The 20,827-nt window shown below is 38.3% G+C and carries 13 protein-coding genes; 3 read left to right on the top strand and 10 right to left on the bottom strand.

Annotated elements, in window-relative coordinates:
• Window positions 1–148: 148 nt before the first annotated feature.
• The 3 genes from thrC to thrA form a co-directional block, all read right to left on the bottom strand.
• A complete protein-coding gene (gene thrC, locus ACB104_RS15140) occupies window positions 149–1,444 on the bottom strand; it encodes a threonine synthase (protein WP_370480069.1) in 1,296 nt (431 codons plus the stop codon).
• A 7-nt stretch (window positions 1,445–1,451) separates the two neighbouring features.
• Window positions 1,452–2,375: a homoserine kinase gene (locus ACB104_RS15135; RefSeq protein ID WP_370480188.1), complete on the bottom strand. Its 924-nt coding sequence runs from the start codon at window positions 2,373–2,375 to the stop codon at window positions 1,452–1,454.
• A 77-nt stretch (window positions 2,376–2,452) separates the two neighbouring features.
• Window positions 2,453–4,897 (bottom strand): bifunctional aspartate kinase/homoserine dehydrogenase I, encoded by a 2,445-nt coding sequence (gene thrA, locus ACB104_RS15130; protein ID WP_370480067.1) that lies wholly within the window; start codon window positions 4,895–4,897, stop codon window positions 2,453–2,455.
• 339 nt (window positions 4,898–5,236) lie between these two features.
• On the opposite strand from thrA, the gene ACB104_RS15125 reads away from it, so the two are divergent.
• The gene (locus ACB104_RS15125; RefSeq protein ID WP_370480065.1) at window positions 5,237–6,793 is read left to right on the top strand and encodes an NAD(P)H-hydrate dehydratase; all 1,557 of its coding nucleotides are present in this window, start codon (window positions 5,237–5,239) and stop codon (window positions 6,791–6,793) included.
• A 43-nt stretch (window positions 6,794–6,836) separates the two neighbouring features.
• Here ACB104_RS15125 and ACB104_RS15120 read toward each other — a convergent pair whose 3' ends face one another.
• The 7 genes from ACB104_RS15120 to ACB104_RS15090 all read right to left on the bottom strand — a co-directional run bounded on the left by ACB104_RS15120 (window position 6,837) and on the right by ACB104_RS15090 (window position 15,880).
• Window positions 6,837–10,178: a S8 family serine peptidase gene (locus tag ACB104_RS15120; protein WP_370480064.1), complete on the bottom strand. Its 3,342-nt coding sequence runs from the start codon at window positions 10,176–10,178 to the stop codon at window positions 6,837–6,839.
• Window positions 10,179–10,424: 246 nt separating this feature from the next.
• Window positions 10,425–11,798, bottom strand: coding sequence for a TlpA family protein disulfide reductase (locus ACB104_RS15115; RefSeq protein ID WP_370480062.1), 1,374 nt, complete (start codon window positions 11,796–11,798; stop codon window positions 10,425–10,427).
• A 98-nt stretch (window positions 11,799–11,896) separates the two neighbouring features.
• Entirely contained in the window at window positions 11,897–12,751 is an 855-nt protein-coding gene (locus tag ACB104_RS15110) for a substrate-binding domain-containing protein (protein ID WP_370480061.1), read from the bottom strand.
• Entirely contained in the window at window positions 12,751–13,632 is an 882-nt protein-coding gene (locus tag ACB104_RS15105) for a nucleoside phosphorylase (RefSeq protein ID WP_370480059.1), read from the bottom strand. The genes ACB104_RS15110 and ACB104_RS15105 overlap by 1 nt, the downstream gene beginning before the upstream one ends.
• The gene (locus ACB104_RS15100; protein ID WP_370480058.1) at window positions 13,622–14,563 is read right to left on the bottom strand and encodes a DUF1835 domain-containing protein; all 942 of its coding nucleotides are present in this window, start codon (window positions 14,561–14,563) and stop codon (window positions 13,622–13,624) included. Before ACB104_RS15100 ends, ACB104_RS15105 begins: the two co-directional genes overlap by 11 nt.
• A gap of 3 nt (window positions 14,564–14,566) precedes the next feature.
• On the bottom strand, window positions 14,567–14,896 hold the full coding sequence (locus ACB104_RS15095) for a translation initiation factor (RefSeq protein ID WP_370480056.1): 330 nt from the start codon (window positions 14,894–14,896) through the stop codon (window positions 14,567–14,569).
• A 33-nt stretch (window positions 14,897–14,929) separates the two neighbouring features.
• Window positions 14,930–15,880: an isopenicillin N synthase family dioxygenase gene (locus ACB104_RS15090; RefSeq protein ID WP_370480055.1), complete on the bottom strand. Its 951-nt coding sequence runs from the start codon at window positions 15,878–15,880 to the stop codon at window positions 14,930–14,932.
• Window positions 15,881–16,003: 123 nt separating this feature from the next.
• Between ACB104_RS15090 and ACB104_RS15085 the strand changes: the two genes are divergently transcribed.
• On the top strand, window positions 16,004–16,168 hold the full coding sequence (locus tag ACB104_RS15085) for a hypothetical protein (RefSeq protein ID WP_370480053.1): 165 nt from the start codon (window positions 16,004–16,006) through the stop codon (window positions 16,166–16,168).
• 443 nt (window positions 16,169–16,611) lie between these two features.
• Window positions 16,612–20,827 (top strand): HYR-like domain-containing protein (locus ACB104_RS15080; protein ID WP_370480052.1); only part of this gene is annotated, 4,216 nt, incomplete at its 3' end.

Here is a 20,827-nt window from a genome sequence, read left to right as displayed (position 1 = left end):
TGTAGCAAAAACATGGCATGCCATATTTTGTTGTTTCCGAAACGCTTTAGCCTTGATTCAGAATAACTTTCTGAGGGTGAGCAAACAGCTTTTGTTCAGTTCAGTTTTGCTCAGATAGAAGTTACTGTTTATCATTGGAAATGAACCGTTAACTGCGCAACAAAAAGCCTTTTAAGTCTTCGTATGTTGAAATAACAAAAGCTTCCTTATCTTTTCCCATAACTGATTGTATTTGTTCGGGCAAAGGCTGCTTTTCGTTAATAACTTCCTCTACAACATCCAAAAATTTGGTTGGATGTGCTGTTTCCAAAAACACACAGTGCGCATTAGGATTCTCCTTTAAATATTCCTTACAACCTAAATAGCCAACAGCGCCATGGGGATCGGCCACATAATCATAGCTGTTGTAAATCTCCAACATAGCTTCTTTCGTTTCGTCATCGGTAAAACTGTAAGAAGAAACATTATTTTTTAAGGTTTCAAAATTGTTTCTGTAGATTTCTTGGATGCGTATAAAGTTACTTGGTGCTCCAACGTCCATAGCATTGCTAATGGTTTGTATAGATGGTTTTGGTTCGTATAACTGTGATACTAAGTAACGGGTTACCACGTTATTTACATTATTTGAAGCAACAAAATGATTAATAGGCAAACCTAATTGTTGCGCCATCATACCGGCGCAAATATTACCAAAATTGCCACTAGGTACAGAAAACACAATGTCTTTATGCTGTTTATGCAATTGTTTGTAAGCAAAAATAAAATAGAACAACTGTGGTAGCCAACGTGCTACGTTAATAGAGTTAGCTGATGTCAACTGCATTTTGCTTGTTAAACTTTCATCCAAAAATGCAGTTTTAACCATTGCTTGGCAATCATCAAAAGTGCCATTAACTTCCAAGGCTTTGATGTTTTGCCCCAGTGTAGTTAGCTGTTTCTCTTGAATATCACTAACTTTTCCGCTAGGATATAGAATGACGACATTAACCCCTTTTACGCCTAAAAAGCCATTGGCTACAGCACCTCCGGTATCGCCAGAAGTGGCCACCAAAACGGTAACTTCCTTATCGTTATTTTGATTAAAGTAGCCCAAACAACGTGCCATAAAGCGCGCACCAACATCCTTAAACGCCATAGTTGGCCCATGGAACAATTCCAAAGTGGAAATATTATCACTAAGTTTTGCTACAGGAAAATCGAAAGACAAGGTTTCTTCAACAATCGTTTTTAAAACATCATCTGGAATTTCCGGCGACACAAATTGTTTTATGGTTTCAAATGCAATTTCAGAATATGGCAAATTATCGATATTGTCAAAAAATGACTTGGGTAATGGTGTTATATTTTCAGGAAAGTATAGGCCTTTGTCTGGAGCTAACCCTTTTATAACAGCATTTTTAAAACTTGAATTAGGCGCTTTATGGTTTAATGAGTAATAATTCATTTTTTGTTTAGTCGATTATTTTTATGCCTTTAGTGTTTATTTTGGAAACATGTATATCAAAATCAATTGCAGATTTTTCATATATATATTCAATCGCATCTTTCACGTTTTTAGCAGTTTCAAATCCTTTGCTTAAAGAAAAAATTGAAGGTCCTGAACCAGAAATACTTGCTCCTAAAGCCCCTGCTTTTAAGGCTTCACTTTTAACCTCATTATAAAAAGGGATGAGCTTGCTTCTGTGAGGTTCAATAATTACATCCTTAAGGGAATCTTTTATCAAATCATAATCACTTGTATGCAAGCCATGAACCAAGCTTCCTAAATTAGACCATTGCGTAATAGCATCGGCGAGAGGGACTTCCTTTGGCAAAACAGCTCTAGCCTCAGATGTTTTTATTTCAATTTGAGGATGAATAATAGTGGTATACAAATCATTTGGACAAGGAATTTCCAAAACCTTTAGAGGTGCAACACTTTTTACCAATGTAAATCCACCAAAAAGAGCAGGAGCGAGGTTGTCGGCATGCTCACATTTACTAGCTAAAGCCTCCCCTTTTATGGCAAATTCTGTCAGTTGGGTTTTATTGAAAGGTCTTCCCAATAATTCATTCATCCCAAAAACACTGCCTACAGCACTTGCCGCACTACTTCCAATTCCACTTCCTGGTTTAATTCTTTTGTAAATTTCTATTTCAAAACCAAAATCGACATCAATCGCATTGTACATCGCAAGAGCCGAAACACCTGCGACATTTTTTTCAGCTTCATAAGGTAAATCGAAACCTTCAATATGAGTGATATGGATTCCCTTTTTATCAATTTTGCGTATAACCATGTCGTCACCAACACTGTCCAGGCAAAATCCTAAAACATCAAAACCACAAGCCACATTGGCTACCGTAGCTGGTGAAAATATTTTTATTTCGTTCATTTTATCTATTAAATAGTTCTCGGCGGCACTCGAACAGTAGCTGGAACTTCTTTTAAGCAAAGTCATCAATTAAGTTTTTAATCATTTCCTAATCTAATGATATCAGCAAACAGACCTGATGCCGTAACGTCTGCTCCAGCACCTGCACCTTTAATAATCATGGGTTGGTTGACGTAACGGTGGGTGTAAAACATCACGATATTGTCACTCCCCTGAAGATTGTAAAATGGATGTCCCTCTGGGATTTCCTGTAAACCTACACTTGCTTTACCGTTATTGAATTGGGCAACATACTTTAATTGACAATTCTTTGTTTTTGCAGAAGTATATAAGCTCTGATAGTGCGCTTCATCGGCAATCAACGTTTTATAAAAATCATCAACTGTGTCACTTTTTAAGCCGGCTTCAGATAGGAAAGATGTGTTTTCAATATCCTCCAAATCCATTTGTGTTCCACTTTCCCTGGCGAGAATTAAAATCTTTCTGGCCACATCAACACCGCTCAAATCAATTCTTGGGTCAGGCTCAGTATAGCCTTCAACTCCTGCTTGTTTCACAACATCATAAAATTTTGTCTGATTATTAAAATTGTTGAAAACAAAATTTAAACTACCCGACAATACTGCTTGAATAGACGTCACCTTATCTCCAGAGGCTATTAAATTATTAAGCGTATCAATAATAGGCAAACCTGCGCCAACATTAGTTTCAAATAAAAGAGGCGCATTATATTCCAACGATAAACGCTTTAGCAATTTATAATTGTCAAAATCACTTGAGCATGCAATCTTGTTACAAGCAACAATGCCGATGCTTTCTTTTAGATATTGGGCATATAAATCAGCTACATCTTTATTTGCGGTTACATCAACAAAAATACTGTTTCGTAAATTCAAGGATTTTGTTCTATCGAAGAAACCCTGCAAAGTAGCTTTTTCACCATTTTCGAGTTGTTCTTTCCAAGTTTTTAAATCGATGCCATCTTCATTGAAAACCATTTTTCTGGAATTTGACAACCCAATAACGCGCAAGTTTATTTTTAAGTTTTCCTTTAAGTACTTTCTTTGTTGTTTTATCTGTTCAACCAAACGCTCACCAACATTTCCAACTCCTGTAATAAAAACGTTCAACTGTTTGGTTTTTGACTCAAAAAATTGCTCGTGTAATGTGTTTAGCGCTTTTTTTACATCACTTTCTAAAATAACTGCAGAAATATTCTTTTCAGAAGCACCTTGGGCAATCGCTCTAATATTAATGTTGTTTTTTCCTAAACTACTGAACATTTTGCCACTTATGCCTTGATGGTTTTTCATATTATCACCAACCAACGCAATTATAGACAATCCTGTTTCAACAATAATGGGGTCGATTTTGCCTAATGCAATTTCATTTTCAAAAACAGCGTCAATAGAGCTTTTGGCCAATTCGGCATCTTTCGCTTCTATACCAAGACAAATGGAGTGTTCTGAAGAAGCCTGGGTAATTAGAATAACATTGATTTTTTCCTGTGACAAGGTTTCAAACAAACGCTTAGAAAAACCAGGAATGCCAACCATACCACTTCCTTGTAAAGTAAGTAAAGCAATATTGTTGATGTTACTTATGCCTTTAACAGGTCCGTTTGTATTAACAGGATCGTTAGAAATGATGGTGCCAACAGCCTCAGGCTCCAAAGTATTTTTAATATGGATGGGGATACCCAAACTCAATACAGGTTGTACAGTTGGTGGATATAAAACCTTGGCACCAAAATGCGAAAGTTCCATCGCCTCTTGATAAGATATTTTCTCAATAGGGTAGGCCTGTTTCACCATTTTCGGATTGGTAGTAAACATACCACTTACATCTGTCCAGATTTCAAGTTGCTCAACGTTTAATGCTGCGGCAACAATGGCTGCTGTAAAGTCTGAACCACCGCGGCCTAAGGTAGTTTGTTCCCCTGATTTTGATTTAGAAATAAACCCTGGGAGTATGATTATCTTTTCAGAAGCAGATTTAAAATACTCTTGAATATTTTTGTTTGTGATTTTATAGTCAACTTCCGCTTTAGTGAAGTTTGAATTTGTGGTAATTAATTCTTGAGAATTTTTTCTGTTCGCAGATAAGCCTCTATTTTTCATAGTTTCTGCGATAATGAACGATGAAAGAATCTCGCCAAAACTCACCAATTTATCAGATGTTTTGGGCGACAATTCGTTAATCAGATAAATACCGTCCAATAAACTTTTTAATGCATTAAGCTTTTCAATAGTATAATTGATGATAGCTTCGTATTTACCAGGATTTAATTCTTTTATAATATTAAAATGGATGTCTTTTATCAAATTAAACGTATCAATAAAAGCATCATCTTTCTTTTGAGCCTGTTTTCCGGCCAAAAGCAGTTTGTCGGTAATCCCACCAACGGCAGAAACAACACAAGCTATATTGCCGCTTTTACCATAATTTTCTAAAATGTTGATGACGTTATTTATGTTTTTTGAAGAACCTACTGAAGTTCCTCCAAATTTTAAAACTTTCATGTTTTAATATGTTGAATAATTGAAAAAATACTTGAAATATTGTAATTCTTAAAATTACAAAGATAGCCTGAAGAGTATATAATTAGCAACCCCAAGGGGTTGTAATATTTGTGATTGTACCAAAAAAAGATGCAGCTCCTTTAGGAGTAACAGAAACAACAGTTGCAATATTTTGGCTTAAATAACTCATTGTAGTGAATAATACACCTCAAAAGTATTACTTTTAAGCTAATAAAAAAACTAAAATATTTTTTTTGCAGTATTCTTATATTGAGGCATCTTTTGTAGAAAATAAACGGCAAACCCCAATAAGAACTGAAAAATCTATAATCGATTAAAATGAAGATTTTTTCCAAAGAACAAGTATACGAAGGCGACAAACTTACCACTGAAAGACAAAATATTTCGTCGACAGATTTAATGGAGCGTGCCGGAACGCAAATTTTCAATTGGATGCATATGCGAATGCAAGGTGCCCAAGTGCCTGTTCATGTTTTTTGTGGCATTGGTAATAATGGTGGAGACGGATTGGTCATTGCAAGACACCTCATTACGCATGGTTACAATGTGAAAACCTATGTGGTAAATTATAGTGACAAGCGCTCCAAGGATTTTTTAATTAATTATGATAGAATAAAAAATGTTACCAAGCATTGGCCAACTTTATTGAAGGATGAGGACGAATTTCCAGTAATTCAGCCAGAGGACATTATTGTTGACGGCGTTTTTGGTATTGGCTTAAATCGACCCGTTGACGATTGGGTAAAAGCTTTGTTTGTGCATTTCAGAGAAACGAAAGCTTTTACACTTTCAATTGACATCCCTTCTGGACTGTACACGGATAAGGCTGTGGAAGATGAAAACGCGGTGGTTTGGGCTGGATTTACTTTGAGTTTTGCTTCGCCAAAGTTAGTCTTCTTTTTACCCGAAACGGCAAAATACACGGTGCAATGGGAAGTTTTGGATATTGGATTAGATCAGGAATTTTTGCAAACCACGGAAACAGAATCTGAACTTATTGGAAAACTTGAAGTTCTACCAAATTATATTCCAAGAGAAAAATACGCCCATAAAGGAACTTACGGTCATGTATTAATTATTGGTGGCAGTTATGGGAAAATTGGCTCAGTGAATTTAGCAAGCAGGGCAGCGTTATCATCGGGAGCAGGATTGGTTTCTGCCTATATTCCTAAATGTGGTTATGTGCCTTTGCAAACGTCTTTTCCAGAGGCCATGATTTTAACGGATACCGATGAAGAAAAAATAACATCAATAAAACTGGATTTTGAACCCACTGTTGTTGGGCTGGGAATTGGCTTGGGGACTAATCCTGAAACAACAAAAGCCTTAGAAGGTTTCCTAAAATTCAATAATGCACCTTTGGTTATGGATGCAGACGGGTTAAACATATTATCCAAAAACAAAGCGTTTTTAAAATTATTACCTGAACCCCCAACCGTTTTAACACCCCATCCAAATGAATTGGAACGTCTGATTGGTAAATGGAAAGACGATTTTGATAAACTTAAAAAGGTAAAAGCATTTTCAAAAAAACACCATGTTATTGTAGTTATCAAAGGAGCACACACCATTGTGGTTTTTGAAGAAAAACTTTATGTAAATACCACAGGAAATCCGGGAATGGCCACAGCGGGTAGTGGCGATGTGTTAACGGGTATTATAACCGGATTGATATCACAAGGCTATCATCCTTTGGCTGCAGCTATTTTTGGTGTTTATTTGCACGGAAAGTCGGCCGATATTGCTGTTGAAGACATTGGTTATCAAAGTTTGATTGCAAGCCATATTATTGAATATTTGGGCGAGGCTTATTTAGATTTGTTTAAACAACCCGAGCCACCACAGCAAGAGGAAGAACAAGCTGATGGTAAATAAAAAAAGCCGCAATTTGTGGCTTTTAATTTTTAGTATTCTTTTATTAGTGATTAATAATAATTCGTTTTGTGGCTTTTAAATTGTCCTGTCTTATTTCAACTAGGTATAAGCCATTTTGGATATCGTCCAATTCAATGGTTTTGTAAAGAACTTTGGAGTTTACTTTGTATTCAAAGCTATTGATTAACCTTCCTTGGATATCATAAAGATTAACGGAAACCTTATTATTAGTTAATAAATTATCCAGTTTAATATTGATATCTCTATTTGTTGGATTTGGCCAAATGGAAACATTGGCCAATTCAAACTCGTTTGTGCTTAAAGTACTATTCAAATTGACAACTTGGTTAGGTAACCATCCGTTTGCACCGTTCTTTATGTCGACTTTAAAACTATCGGCATAAGCAACTGTGTTGCTGTTTTTATAGGCTAATTTCCCTGTATTTACATCATCTTGTGTAAAGGTATCTCCAACCGATAAAACAATAGCTTCCTTTTCAAGTGTGCCTCCGTTTGGTAATGTCACTACAGTATATATTTGTTGTAAAGCGGTCTCACTTGTAGATGTTGCTTCAATGTCTGAGCTCAAAAAGGTGTATGTGCTATTTAATGGTGCATTAAACCCATTATTTTCAAAATTAGGAATAGAATTTACAGCCTCTACAACACATATATCAACACTAAATGCTATAATATCTCCACCGTCATTATTATTAGGATCAAAAACTCTAAGTGTCCAAACACCATCCGCAGCCACTCCGCTAAAGGACGATAGACTTTCCAGAGGCAAAACCGTACCACTGATACTTGGAATTGCAGCATCATCGCAATATAAAGCTGCGCCATTATCTGAGAAAGTAACGTTAAAATCATCACCATCTCCAGGATTAGTGGTGTCACCTCCCGTATCAGTGTCGCATGAACTATCAAAAAGCAACACATTGGCATTACCTATGCTGATTGGGCCTTCTAAAGCAATGGAAATATCGTTCACCCAAGTATGGTTGATTTCAAAGCTCGTTTCAATGGAATTAACAGTCAATCCTCCTGTATCCACAGTCACAGGCACAGAAGCCGCATCGTTTGGTGTTGTTAGGATATTGGCATCTGAAAAATCCGTGGCGCTAAACACATTATTGCCGCAATCAATCGTCCCAACTTGAAAACTAAATATTTCTGAATAAGTGCCATTACCACAGCTATTACTTGGTTTAACCCTCCAATAATAAACGGTTTGTCCAACAAGCCCAGACAGATCAAATTTTAAATTACTTACGGTGCCTGAAAATTCGATTGATGAAAATGACGGACTTGTAGACACTTCAACCAAATAATTTTCTGCATTTAAATTCTCTTGCCATTCCAAGGATAATGATGAAGGCAATGTAGCGCTACCATTTACTGGATAGGACAAAATCATTGGGTACGGCGAAAAATCAGAATGCAACACCCTTAATTCGATTGATCTGGTTTCGGTTTCATTGCCATCATCACCAATGACATCGATAAGATAAGTATTGGCAGGTACATTCGATAGATTACCAAAAGTAACATCAAAACTTCCATCAGCATTCAAAGAAGTTGGCGTTATATTTGCCGTAGCGTTAGCTGGAACATTGCTCAATGAGAAATTAGTAGTACCTCCACCAGTTTGCAAATAATCAAAGCTATAAGTTGCCTCATTTGGAGAGCATATTGCTTGCGCTGATTCTTGGGTGTTAAATGTAAAGTTTGAGGACAAACCTGTAATAATCAAGGAAAAATTCTGGGAACCACCTACAAGTGTTCCTTTGTGTGTAACCCTGATGGTATATGTTCCAGAAGCACCTACAACATCAATTCGCTCAAAGGGATCAACAATATTATCTGCTTGGGTATTTGAATCAACCCCTGTTAGTTTCCAAGGTCTATAAGCAGTTCCTGATTGGCTAATTCTTATATCCAAATCGTTTACCAAAACTGGCGTTCCGTCATTTGGAATTCCAGTATTTGTGATTGCTTCACCTGGCATATCCGTCCAAGAAATGGATGCCAATAATGGACTGGTTCCATCAGATTCAACTTCTAATGTAAATGTTTCCCCATTCTCTAAGACTTCTTCAGAAACCCAAGATGAAAAACCATTTTCAGAAATGGTCTCCACAGCTGCTTTGGCATTAAGCAAGCCCCATCCTGTTGTCGCATCTGGTCCTGTCATTTCGGTATCATCTGCTGTATGCAAAGCAAGACCTTTCAAGGTTGCGGCCTTCATATATTTATTGTTGACGTTGTGGTAATGCTGTTGTAACAATAGTAAAGAACCACATACATTTGGGGAGGACATGGATGTTCCAGTAGTCGTACCGTATGAAAAAGGTCTTCTACTAAATGAAGAATAAAGAGCCGTTCCGTTACCCATAATATCTGGTTTAACCCTAAAGTCATCCGTTGGGCCTTCAGAGCTACTTGAATTCCGAATAACGCTGATTAATGAGCCATCATCATCTATGGAAGCGTCCTCTCCATTGGCAACAACCAAATTGTTTTTGGAAGTAGCATTATAAGTTAATTTATCAAAATTGGCATTTCCTCCAAGTGGAGAAGTATTTGAGGTATTATCGTCTCCTGAATTACCTGCGGACGTAACTTGTAAATAATAAGGTGCATTATACATTAATTCATCCCAATCCCTAGAATCTTGGGTATAGGCACCTATATAAAAACTAAGGTCTCCAGTTAAGTTTTGAGGGTCGACACCATAGGAATGGTTAGAGAGCAGCATTCCAATGTTTGCCGCGGTAGTGGCTTCTCCCAAATCATTAATTACATTGTAATTTATGGCGTATGCTTGAGGTGCCATTCCTTTGGCAGCTGCCTGTAAACCAGAAGCAATTATTGTACCGGTAACGTGGGCAGCATGGTCGCTTAATGCAGTTTCATCATCTCCAATAGACAACCTGTTTTCGCCCCCAATTCCATCATATTCATTATGTTCTACAAGTCCAACACCTTCAACCTCCCAAATATGAACGGTCATATTTTGGCCTTCCAAATCTAAACCTAAACTGCCTCCAGTATGCAAAAAGTTTGTTCGAGTTGATATGGCAGCATTGGCATTATCTGTTTTCCAATAAATAGGCTTTCCTTTTACAACTTCCTTTAATCTGTAAGCTGTAGCGTTTTCTTTGAAGCTAATTGGCCAACCATTTTGGTTTGCCAATCTGATTGCCGCATTATACTTAGCTTTGAAAGTGGTTTCAAATCTAGTTTGAAGCTTTTCTAATTTTTCGGAATTATAATCTTGGGTGATTTTTTTAAGTTCCTTTTGGGTTTGCGAGAAACCAACGGAAACGAAAAGCATGCACATAACCGCACACAGGCTTTCTTTAAAATAATTTTTTAGCATTACAATTTTTTTAGGTTCTCAAATATAAATAAAACTGAATTATTCTGACAAAATTTTAACCTTTGCAATTAATGAAAAACAAATTATATTTTATTTTGGCTGCATTATTTTAAGTCAAAACAAGATAAAAATGAATTATCATTAATATTATAAACTAGAATGGTTTTGGCGAAACAAAACCTCAATTTTTAAAAAAAGGTAACGAAAGCTTCAGTTTAGATAAAAAAACCAGGCCATGTCAATATTTTAAACGCCCAATTCGCTTAAAACCTTCACAAGATTAGGGTCTGAAGGTCTTGGCGCATCTGGATTTACAATGTTCCCATTCGGATCCAAAAGAATGAATCGTGGAATACCATTTATGCCATAGTCTTTAACAAAAGAAGAGTTCCAATCGTTATCTGCAAATAGCTGGATACCCTGAAGTTCTCTTTCAGCAACCATGTTTTGCCATTTTGTAAAATCTGAGGCCTTATCAATTGAAATACTAACGAACTCAATGTTATTGTCATGGAATTGGGCTTCAACTTTCTTTAAAGCAGGTATTTCCCTAACACAAGGGCCGCACCATGTTGCCCAAACATCAATATAAACATATTTTCCCCTAAGGTCGTCCAGTGAAGTTGTGCCACCTTTATGATTTTTATAATCAACAAATTTTGGCGAAGCTTTCCCAATTTCTATAGCGGTTAGTTTTTTGTATTTATCGGCGATTAATTTGTTGTTTTCCTCATCAGTAGAATATTCAGAATACAGTTTGTAAAACTCTTTTACATTTTCACTTTTAACCAAATGGAAATTAGCGAAATCAAACAAAAGACCATTTTTTATAGCTTTATTTGGAATCTCACCAAGGGTTTTCAAAAGGGCTAAATCAAAAGGCATACCTTCCGTTTTTGAGAGGTTGTCCGCTTTCTTTTTATAATATTCTGAAACCAAGGCCTTATAATGATGGGAAAATTCAAAATCCTCTTCATTTGAATAATCTATTTCATTCAACTCTTTTAGAAAATCTTCTGAGACCCTAAAGTTTGCATCTTGTGCCAACTGTATGTGTGCCATTTCATAAACACCAAGCATCCTTAAATAGTTGTAATGGATATTTCTTTCCTCTTTTTTAATAAAATTTTCAGGGATATTATTGGCATTGTGCAACAATGATTCTTGCTTAGCTTTAAAAGAATTGAGCTTGTCTAAATATTCAGCTTCATCAAGTGCATAAATAGTTCTCAAGTTTCCTAGTAGCTCTTGTTCCTCTTTTCTTTTTTCAGAAAGGTAATTGCTTATTTCAGCGCCGTTTCCTGTAATATTAAGTGTGTTGGCAAAGTCCTGGGCGTTATAATTTATATTCAAATCAAAACCTGGTTCCACATACAAAAATACAGGGTTCTTACCATCGAAAAGTACGTAGTTGCTTCTATTTGTACTCAAAGTATCTGAAAAAGTTCCGTCAGCAGAAACAGCAAGAACTTCCTTGAAGCTTTGGTCGTAGCTATTGATAGAAAGCTCATTAGGGATTTTGTTGCTGATTTTACCTGATATGATGGCGTAACCGGATTTTGGATTTTCATTGCAGTTCATTAGTGCCACTGCACAGGCAACTATAAGAAGCTTCTTCATTTTTCTATATTGATTTTTGGTAAAAATAAGCAATACCAGACTTAAACGTTAAATTTTAACAATAGTTTAGAGGATGTCCAGAATTTAAAGACTTTGCATTATAATTTGTGAGTCAATCGTTTATAAGCAACAATTTCTGGAATAATGTTTAACGCAAATAATTGATTTTGCACTGTATTGATGGTTTCTTCATCAATTAACTCTTGTGACCATTCTGTAATTGTGAGCCATTCCTGAACGTCTTCAAGCTTTTGCTCATATCTGTTGGCAATGGTTTTGTCTATGCTAGGTATGTTTTTAAAATCGGTAGTTGTGTTATTGATGATTTCCAGAATAGTTTTTAAATCATCTTTGTTTGATTGAATAAAATCCTCACGTACGGCTATTACAAAACATGGCCATGGAGTAGGGCAATTGCCAATACTTCTAAAAACACCTTTGTCAACCAATGGCTTGGTTGTAAATTTTTCCCAAAGAAAATAATCTGCAGCACCATTGGTTAAGCCTTCGACGGCACCCTCCAAATCTTTAATGACTTCAAAATCCAAGTCTTTTTCTAAATCCCAATTATTGTTCTTCGCATTTACATAGGCCATTAAATGTGACCCCGAGCCATATCGGCTAATGGCGGCTTTGGTGCCCTTCAAATCTTCAATGGCTTTGTAACTTGATTTGTGTGCAACATGAATGCCCCAAACCAAAGGCGACTCAACAAATGTTTGTACAATTTTACTAGGATTACCAGCAATAATGTCTTTAATAATGCCTTCTGTTAAAATAACGGCCATATCAATATCACCATTTCTTAGTCCATGGCACATGGCGCCGGTCCCATCCGGATAATCAATCCACCTTAGATTGATACCCTTGTCTTTATATTCGCCATCCTTTAACGTTAAGTACCACGGCAAATTAAAATGTTCCGGCACACCACCTATTTTCACTTTCTTCATTAATCTGTAATTTTTTCCACTATTTTATGTAAAGCATAAACAATTAAATCGTCTATGACTTTAGATGTGTTTTTACTAAATGTTCCATTTGCCCTGTTGGCTATGATTGCATTTAATGAAACTGCATGATACCCAAGCAACTCTGACAAGCCGTATATGGCAGATGTTTCCATTTCAAAGTTTGTAATTTGGGTACCTTTAAAATTGAAAGAACCCATTATAGAGTTCAGATTTTCGTCTTGAATTGGCAGACGAAGAACCCTGCCTTGTGGACCATAAAACCCTCCTGCGGTTGCAGTGAGGCCCTCAAACATTTGACTGCCTCTAAAAACCTCGAGCAGTTTTTCGCTAGCTTTAACAACAATTGGTCTAGCCTTATCCTTACTCCAATTGGTATGGTTTATGAATGCGCTTTCAATATCTGGATTCGTAATGGATTCTATTTTATAAGAATGAAGCATTCCATTAATATCTAGGCCATAACTACTTGATAAAAAAGAATCTACAGGAATGTTTTTTTGCAATGAACCGGAAGTTCCTATTCGAACAATGTTTAAACTTTTAAGCTGGTTTTTAATTTCTTTGGTTTTAAAATCTATATTCAATAAAGCGTCCAATTCATTTAAAACAATATCAATATTATCCGGGCCAATGCCTGTTGAAATCACACTTAGGCGTTTTCCTTTATAAATTCCGGTCTGGGTTTTAAACTCACGTTTTTGAGTTTCAAAATCAATGGTTTCAAAATGTTTAGTCACTTTTTCAACCCTATCCTGATCGCCAACAAGAATGACAGTATTGGCAATGTTCTCGGGCTTTAAATTCAAATGGTAAATACTGCCATCGGCATTTAAAATAAGCTCAGAATCCTTAATCGGCATTTATAACAGACTTTATGAGTTTATTTTTCTCTACGCTGAAAAAGAAATCAGACTTTTTAACACCGCCAAAAACCATATTGCTATCAATGTCTCTAGAAAAATTATGGCTCCGTAAAAGTGCCTCATGACCTTTTCTGTTTAGTTTTAATCCATCCTCTTCAACCGTATAAAATACTTCCAGATAATCAATAATTCGGGAAAGTTGCAAATCGCCATATCCATAGTATCCCTGATAATTCAGGGCATAGCCTAATAAATGGTTTTTTGATGTTATGCCGTAATTATTGATGATTTCCAAAATATTTCTTTCCATGACATTTAAGCCGTCAATTGAATTTGGAAATCGCTCTAGATGCGCTTTCAGGCAATTGCTCAAATAGTCGAAAGAAGATGCTTTCACAATAAAGGGCTTTAGTAAATTATGGTCAACACCACAATAGATGCCCCAAACCGTAGTGGCTATTTCAATATCTTCATCAGTTAGGCGAACTTTCTTTTTGTAATGCTTTATAAGTTGCTGTGTAGAAAGCTCAGAAAGCCCTTTTAGTCCTTTACTTCCTTCGCCTCGTCCACTGGACACCAAATAAAGTGGAAGGTTTATTTTTTTCTGATGAAGCAGGCTTATCACCGCCACCATGTTAATATGGCAAAACAAATCGTATTCAAACCAGAGCACAATTTCTGAATAGTTTTCAACGTGATTTAGTTTATCAAGCTCTTCTTTAATTTCGTCTATATTCAATTCTATTTCATAGAATTCATTTAGGAAAGATTTTCGGATTTCAAGAAATTCCTCAGAATTTATATGCTCTATTGTTGGGCCTTCACAAAGCATTTCCTGCCAGGTCAACATGTCACCTTCAACTTTTAAATCGGTTAAAACGTTTGTTAAAACGCTACCATTGGTTATATGAAGTGGTTTTTTTTCCATGATTTAGCCCCCAACTCGTTTTACTTTGAACCCTTTTTCCTTGAGTATTTGCATGATTCTATCCCTATAATCCCCTTGAATAATTATTTTTTCGTCCTTAAAACTTCCACCAACACTTAGTTTGGTTTTTATCTCTTTGGCCAGAATCTTAAAATCTTCTTGTGCGCCGTTATACCCTTCAAGAATGGTTATTGGCTTTCCTTTTCGCTTTTCATATTTGCAAATTATGGGGTCGTCTTGTATCCAAATCTCAGGAGCGTCATTCGTTTCAGATGGGGTTTCTTCCTCAACATGTTCTGGAAATAAGTTTTTCAATTGGTCTTTTAAGTCCATGTGCTCTGTGTTCAAAAAATTAAGACTTGTGGGTTACTTTTTTATGAGTCCTAATTCTATTAATCGTTCGTTTAAAAACTCTCCTGCCGTAATATCCTCGTATTGTTTTGGGTTGCTCTCGTCAACACACCCTTCCAAAACGTTTAGCTTCATGTCGCTAATGGGATGCATAAAAAATGGAATGGAATATCGTGATGTTCCCCACAACTCTTTAGGCGGATTGACCACACGGTGAATGGTGGATTTCAATTTATTATTGGTGTGCCTAGATAGCATATCACCAACATTAATCATCAATTCATCGGGTTCTGCAATGGCATCAATCCATTCTCCTTTGTGGTTTTGAACTTGAAGTCCTCTTCCTTGGGCACCCATCAGCAAAGTGATTAAATTGATATCACCATGCGCTGCAGCCCGAACAGCTTCTTTTGGTTCTTCCTTAATGGGCGGATAGTGGATGGGGCGCAAAATAGAATTTCCGTTGTGGATATATTCATCAAAATAGGTTTCTTCCAGTCCTAAATGGAGAGCAAGAGCGCGCAAAACATATTTTGCTGTTTTCTCAAGCATTTTATAGGCTTCTTTTCCAACTTTATTGAAATTTGGCAGTTCTTCAACCAAAACGTTATCGGGATATTCGGCTTTTAGCTTGTCGTTATTTTCAACGTATTGGCCAAAATGCCAAAACTCTTTTAAATCACCTTCCTTTTTGCCTTTGGCACTTTCCTTTCCGAAGGACACGTAACCACGCTGACCTCCAATTCCTGGGATTTCATATTTCTGTTTGGTTTCAACAGGAAGACTGAAAAAATTCTTTACCTCGCTGTAAAGGTTGTCAACTAAATTGTCATCCAAAAAATGACCCTTTAAAGCCACAAAACCTATTTCCTCATAGGCTTTACCAATGGCATCAACAAAATTTTGTTTTCGTTTAGGATCATCAGAAAGAAAGTCGTTTAAATTGACACTCGGAATGGAAGTCATAAAATTTTATTTTTAAGGGTAATAACACAAATGTACAAAATCATTGCAGAAATTATGGTAATGCCAGCCCTATAACTTTTGCTCAACATTTTTGCTTTTTATGGAATATTTGAGAGCCTGAAAATGGCTTACGAACTTATGGAATACATTGCAAATAATCTAGACCAAACACTTTTAATTGAATTGTACAAGAACCTTCTGAAACCTAGAATGATAGAGGAGAATATGTTGTTTTGGTTTTTCACCATGGTTTCTACTTCTTGCTCTATGGGGTTTTTAGATTGCTAAAATTAAAACTATAATTTTTGGCCACCGTCTTGGTTTTTAAGCACCTCGAAAATACCTGTCAAATAAGAGGCTTTAGACCTTTTTTAGAATAAATTACCTGTTATCGTTAAAAAATGTGGATAATCTATTCGTCGAGTAGAAAATAAAAAAAATAGAGTAAATCGTCTAATTTTTAATACAGATAATCTAAAAGTAGAGAAATTACGTTGTGTTTTGAGCATGTAATTTCTAGTTTTGATTGCCCTCGTTTCTGCTAATTACACTTTCCTTCTTATTTGAATTTAGAGCATATTTTGATTAATAGCAAATTGAAAGATGCCCTCGTCTTACCAAAATTTAACAACAAGGTTATTTGTATGAAACATACATACATTTAAGCGTTCGTTGTATATCTTATTTATGTTAACATGGTATTTTATTAATTAATTAAAAATGTTATGTTAATGTACAATTTTACAAAAAAATCAAAGGCTATTGCCTGTTTGAATTTGATTGCATGCCGTCTTAGTTTATTAAGGAAGCAAGCCAAAAGCATGACCGGTTTGGCCATTGTTATGCTTTTTTTATTGGTTAGTGCTAGCTTAAATGCCCAAGTGGGAGTGCCTTGTATTGATGGGGATTCTGGCGAATGGGATGGCACTGCGGTTACAGGCGCAACCTCGTTCGAATTGCGACACGATGTTTTTACTGGTAATCAAGACGACATCTTTACAGGAGGTAAAGATTTTAAGAGTTGGGGGCAGGTTTCTCCAACACCAGATTACAGTAATTGGACCTACAGCCCTATGCAGGCCAAGAGTGATATCATGAATGCAGCTGCAGTTGTCTACACAGGCATTACTGGGGCTCCTTTGTGTTCTGCGGATCCACCATTTAATACTTATGACCCAACACACACGTATCTATTTTTTGCGGGAGATAGAGAAAGTAACAATGGTACCGGATATATTGGTTTTTGGTTCCTGTTAAATGGCTCTGCAGCTGTTGATGGAGGAAAGGACAAATATTTTAGTCCAGATCATTATACCAATTTTGGTGAAGATGATCCCAGTAATCCAGGAACACCATTGAACGCTGATACCTGTATAGGTGACCTTTTGGTTTTGGCCGATTTTACTGGTGGTGGGCGAAATGCAGCCATTACTGTACTAAAATGGGTAGGTCCTGGCAATGGGAATAGAGGCAATAATAATTCTTTATATGAAATTGGTATTAATTCCCAAGTTGGACAGAATAATGCAGGTCCTGTTCCTGTACCTTCAAATTTTATCGTTCCAGCAGGACAAATAGAATATGACACGAATGAATTTTACGAAGGTGTTATAGATATTACAGAGGTGTTTGATTTACAAAATAATCCATCTGCCATTTGTGGAGCAACATGGATGTTAGAAACAAGATCTTCTGATGAAATAACAGCGGATTCCAAAGATTTCGTAGGAGGAAGATTTGATTTACCACCAGTGGTAGACGTTACGGGCGATGAGGTTTGTGTAGGTGGTGAAGCCATGTTATCAGCCACAGTAACGCAGAAAGGTAAAGTTGTTGCCGATCCGATATTAGCGGGCTATACCTTTGTTTGGTCGGGTCCAGGATTGTTTACAGGACAAGGTACACCAACTATCACTATTACTGATGCTCAATTGAGTGATGCAGGCGAATATTCGGTTGCTGTTACTAGTCCTTTTGGATGTCCTCCAGAAGATGGAGATGCCACTGGTATACTAATTGTCAACCCCTTGCCTGATCCAATGGCCAATGATGCTTCCATTGCCTGTGATGAGGATTCTGTACAACTTACCGCAAGTCCAGAAGGAGGAACTTGGAGTGATACAAATGGGTATGTTACCCCAACTGGTTTATTTACTTCTCCTGGCGTAGCAGGAAACTATGAAGTAACTTATACCGTTATAAATGGAGATGAATGTGAAGGTAGTGATGTAGCTGTTGTTTCTGTTGAAGTTGATGATTTACCTCCAACAATAGATTGTGCTGATGATAAAACAATAGAATGTCCGGCTGAAATAGTTTGGGATGCACCTTCTGCTTCTGATAATTGTAGTGAGCCTACTGTTACTGTTTTGAGTACAGTTGAAGATTTGGACGAGTGCGGATTGGGAACTGTTACTAGAACCTGGCAAGCAGAAGATGCAGTTGGTTTAACGGCGACTTGTTCACAAATTATTACTATAGAAGACAACACTGCACCTGAATTGACCTTACCAGCTGACACCAGCTTCGAATGTAGCTTGGGCGATGCCGGTATGGCAACGGCAGAGGACAACTGTGACGGTACACTTGTACCGACCTACAGTGATGATACCTCAGGATTGGACAACTGTGGTTACGGCGACATATTAAGAACATGGACCGTATCTGACTGTGCGGGTAATACATCAACTGGTGTTCAAACGATCACCATCTACGATGACACTGCACCTGAATTGACCTTACCAGCGGACACCAGCTTCGAATGTAGCTTGGGCGATGCCGGTATGGCAACAGCAGAGGACAACTGTGACGGTACCTTGGTACCGACCTACAGTGATGATACCTCAGGATTGGACAACTGTGGTTACGGCGACATATTAAGAACATGGACCGTATCTGACTGTGCGGGTAATACATCAACTGGTGTTCAAACGATCACCATCTACGATGACACTGCACCTGAATTGACCTTACCAGCGGACACCAGCTTCGAATGTAGCTTGGGCGATGCCGGTATGGCAACGGCAGAGGACAACTGTGACGGTACCTTGGTACCGACCTACAGTGACGATACCTCAGGTCTTGACAACTGTGGCTACGGCGACATCTTAAGAACATGGACAGTATCTGACTGTGCGGGCAACACATCAACTGGTGTTCAAACGATCACCATCTACGATGACACTGCACCGGTACTTACCTTACCAGCTGACACCAGCTTCGAATGTAGCCTGGGCGATGCCGGAGAGGCCACTGCAGAGGACAACTGTGACGGTACCTTGGTACCGACCTACAGTGACGACAGATCAGGTCTTGACAACTGTGGTTACGGTGACATATTAAGAACATGGACCGTATCTGACTGTGCGGGCAACACTTCAAGTGGTGTTCAAACGATCACCATCTACGATGACACTGCACCGGAATTGACCTTACCAGCGGACACCAGCTTCGAATGTAGCTTGGGCGATGCCGGTATGGCAACGGCAGAGGACAACTGTGACGGTACCTTGGTACCGACCTACAGTGACGACAGATCAGGTCTTGACAACTGTGGTTACGGTGACATATTAAGAACATGGACAGTATCTGACTGTGCGGGTAATACATCAACTGGTGTTCAAACGATCACCATCTACGATGACACTGCACCTGAATTGACCTTACCAGCGGACACCAGCTTCGAATGTAGCTTGGGCGATGCCGGTATGGCAACGGCAGAGGACAACTGTGACGGTACCTTGGTACCGACCTACAGTGACGATACTTCAGGTCTTGACAACTGTGGTTACGGCGATATATTAAGAACATGGACAGTATCTGACTGTGCGGGCAACACTTCAAGTGGTGTTCAAACGATCACCATCTACGATGACACTGCACCGGAATTGACCTTACCAGCGGACACCAGCTTCGAATGTAGCTTGGGCGATGCCGGTATGGCAACGGCAGAGGACAACTGTGACGGTACCTTGGTACCGACCTACAGTGATGACAGATCAGGTCTTGACAACTGTGGTTACGGTGACATATTAAGAACATGGACAGTATCTGACTGTGCGGGCAACACCTCTACAGGCGTACAGACCATCACGATCTATGATACCACTGCACCTGAATTGACCTTACCAGCGGACACCAGCTTCGAATGTAGCTTGGGCGATGCCGGTATGGCAACGGCAGAGGACAACTGTGACGGTACCTTGGTACCGACCTACAGTGATGATACCTCAGGATTGGACAACTGTGGTTACGGCGACATATTAAGAACATGGACCGTATCTGACTGTGCGGGTAATACATCAACTGGTGTTCAAACGATCACCATCTACGATGACACTGCACCTGAATTGACCTTACCAGCGGACACCAGCTTCGAATGTAGCTTGGGCGATGCCGGTATGGCAACGGCAGAGGACAACTGTGACGGTACCTTGGTACCGACCTACAGTGATGATACCTCAGGATTGGACAACTGTGGCTACGGCGACATATTAAGAACATGGACCGTATCTGACTGTGCGGGCAACACTTCAAGTGGTGTTCAAACGATCACCATCTACGATGACACTGCACCGGAATTGACCTTGCCAGCGGACACCAGCTTCGAATGTAGCTTGGGCGATGCCGGTATGGCAACGGCAGAGGACAACTGTGACGGTACCTTGGTACCGACCTACAGTGACGACAGATCAGGTCTTGACAACTGTGGTTACGGTGACATATTAAGAACATGGACAGTATCTGACTGTGCGGGCAACACTTCAAGTGGTGTTCAAACGATCACCATCTACGATGACACTGCACCTGAATTGACCTTACCAGCGGACACCAGCTTCGAATGTAGCTTGGGCGATGCCGGTATGGCAACAGCAGAGGACAACTGTGACGGTACACTTGTACCGACCTACAGTGACGATATGAGCGGTCTTGACAACTGTGGCTATG

The sequence above is a fragment of the Tamlana flava genome (assembly GCF_041287255.1).
Lineage (GTDB): Bacteria > Bacteroidota > Bacteroidia > Flavobacteriales > Flavobacteriaceae > Tamlana > Tamlana flava.
The sequence above is the reverse complement of the archived record's forward strand: the minus strand, read 5'-3'. Positions and strand labels throughout refer to the sequence as shown.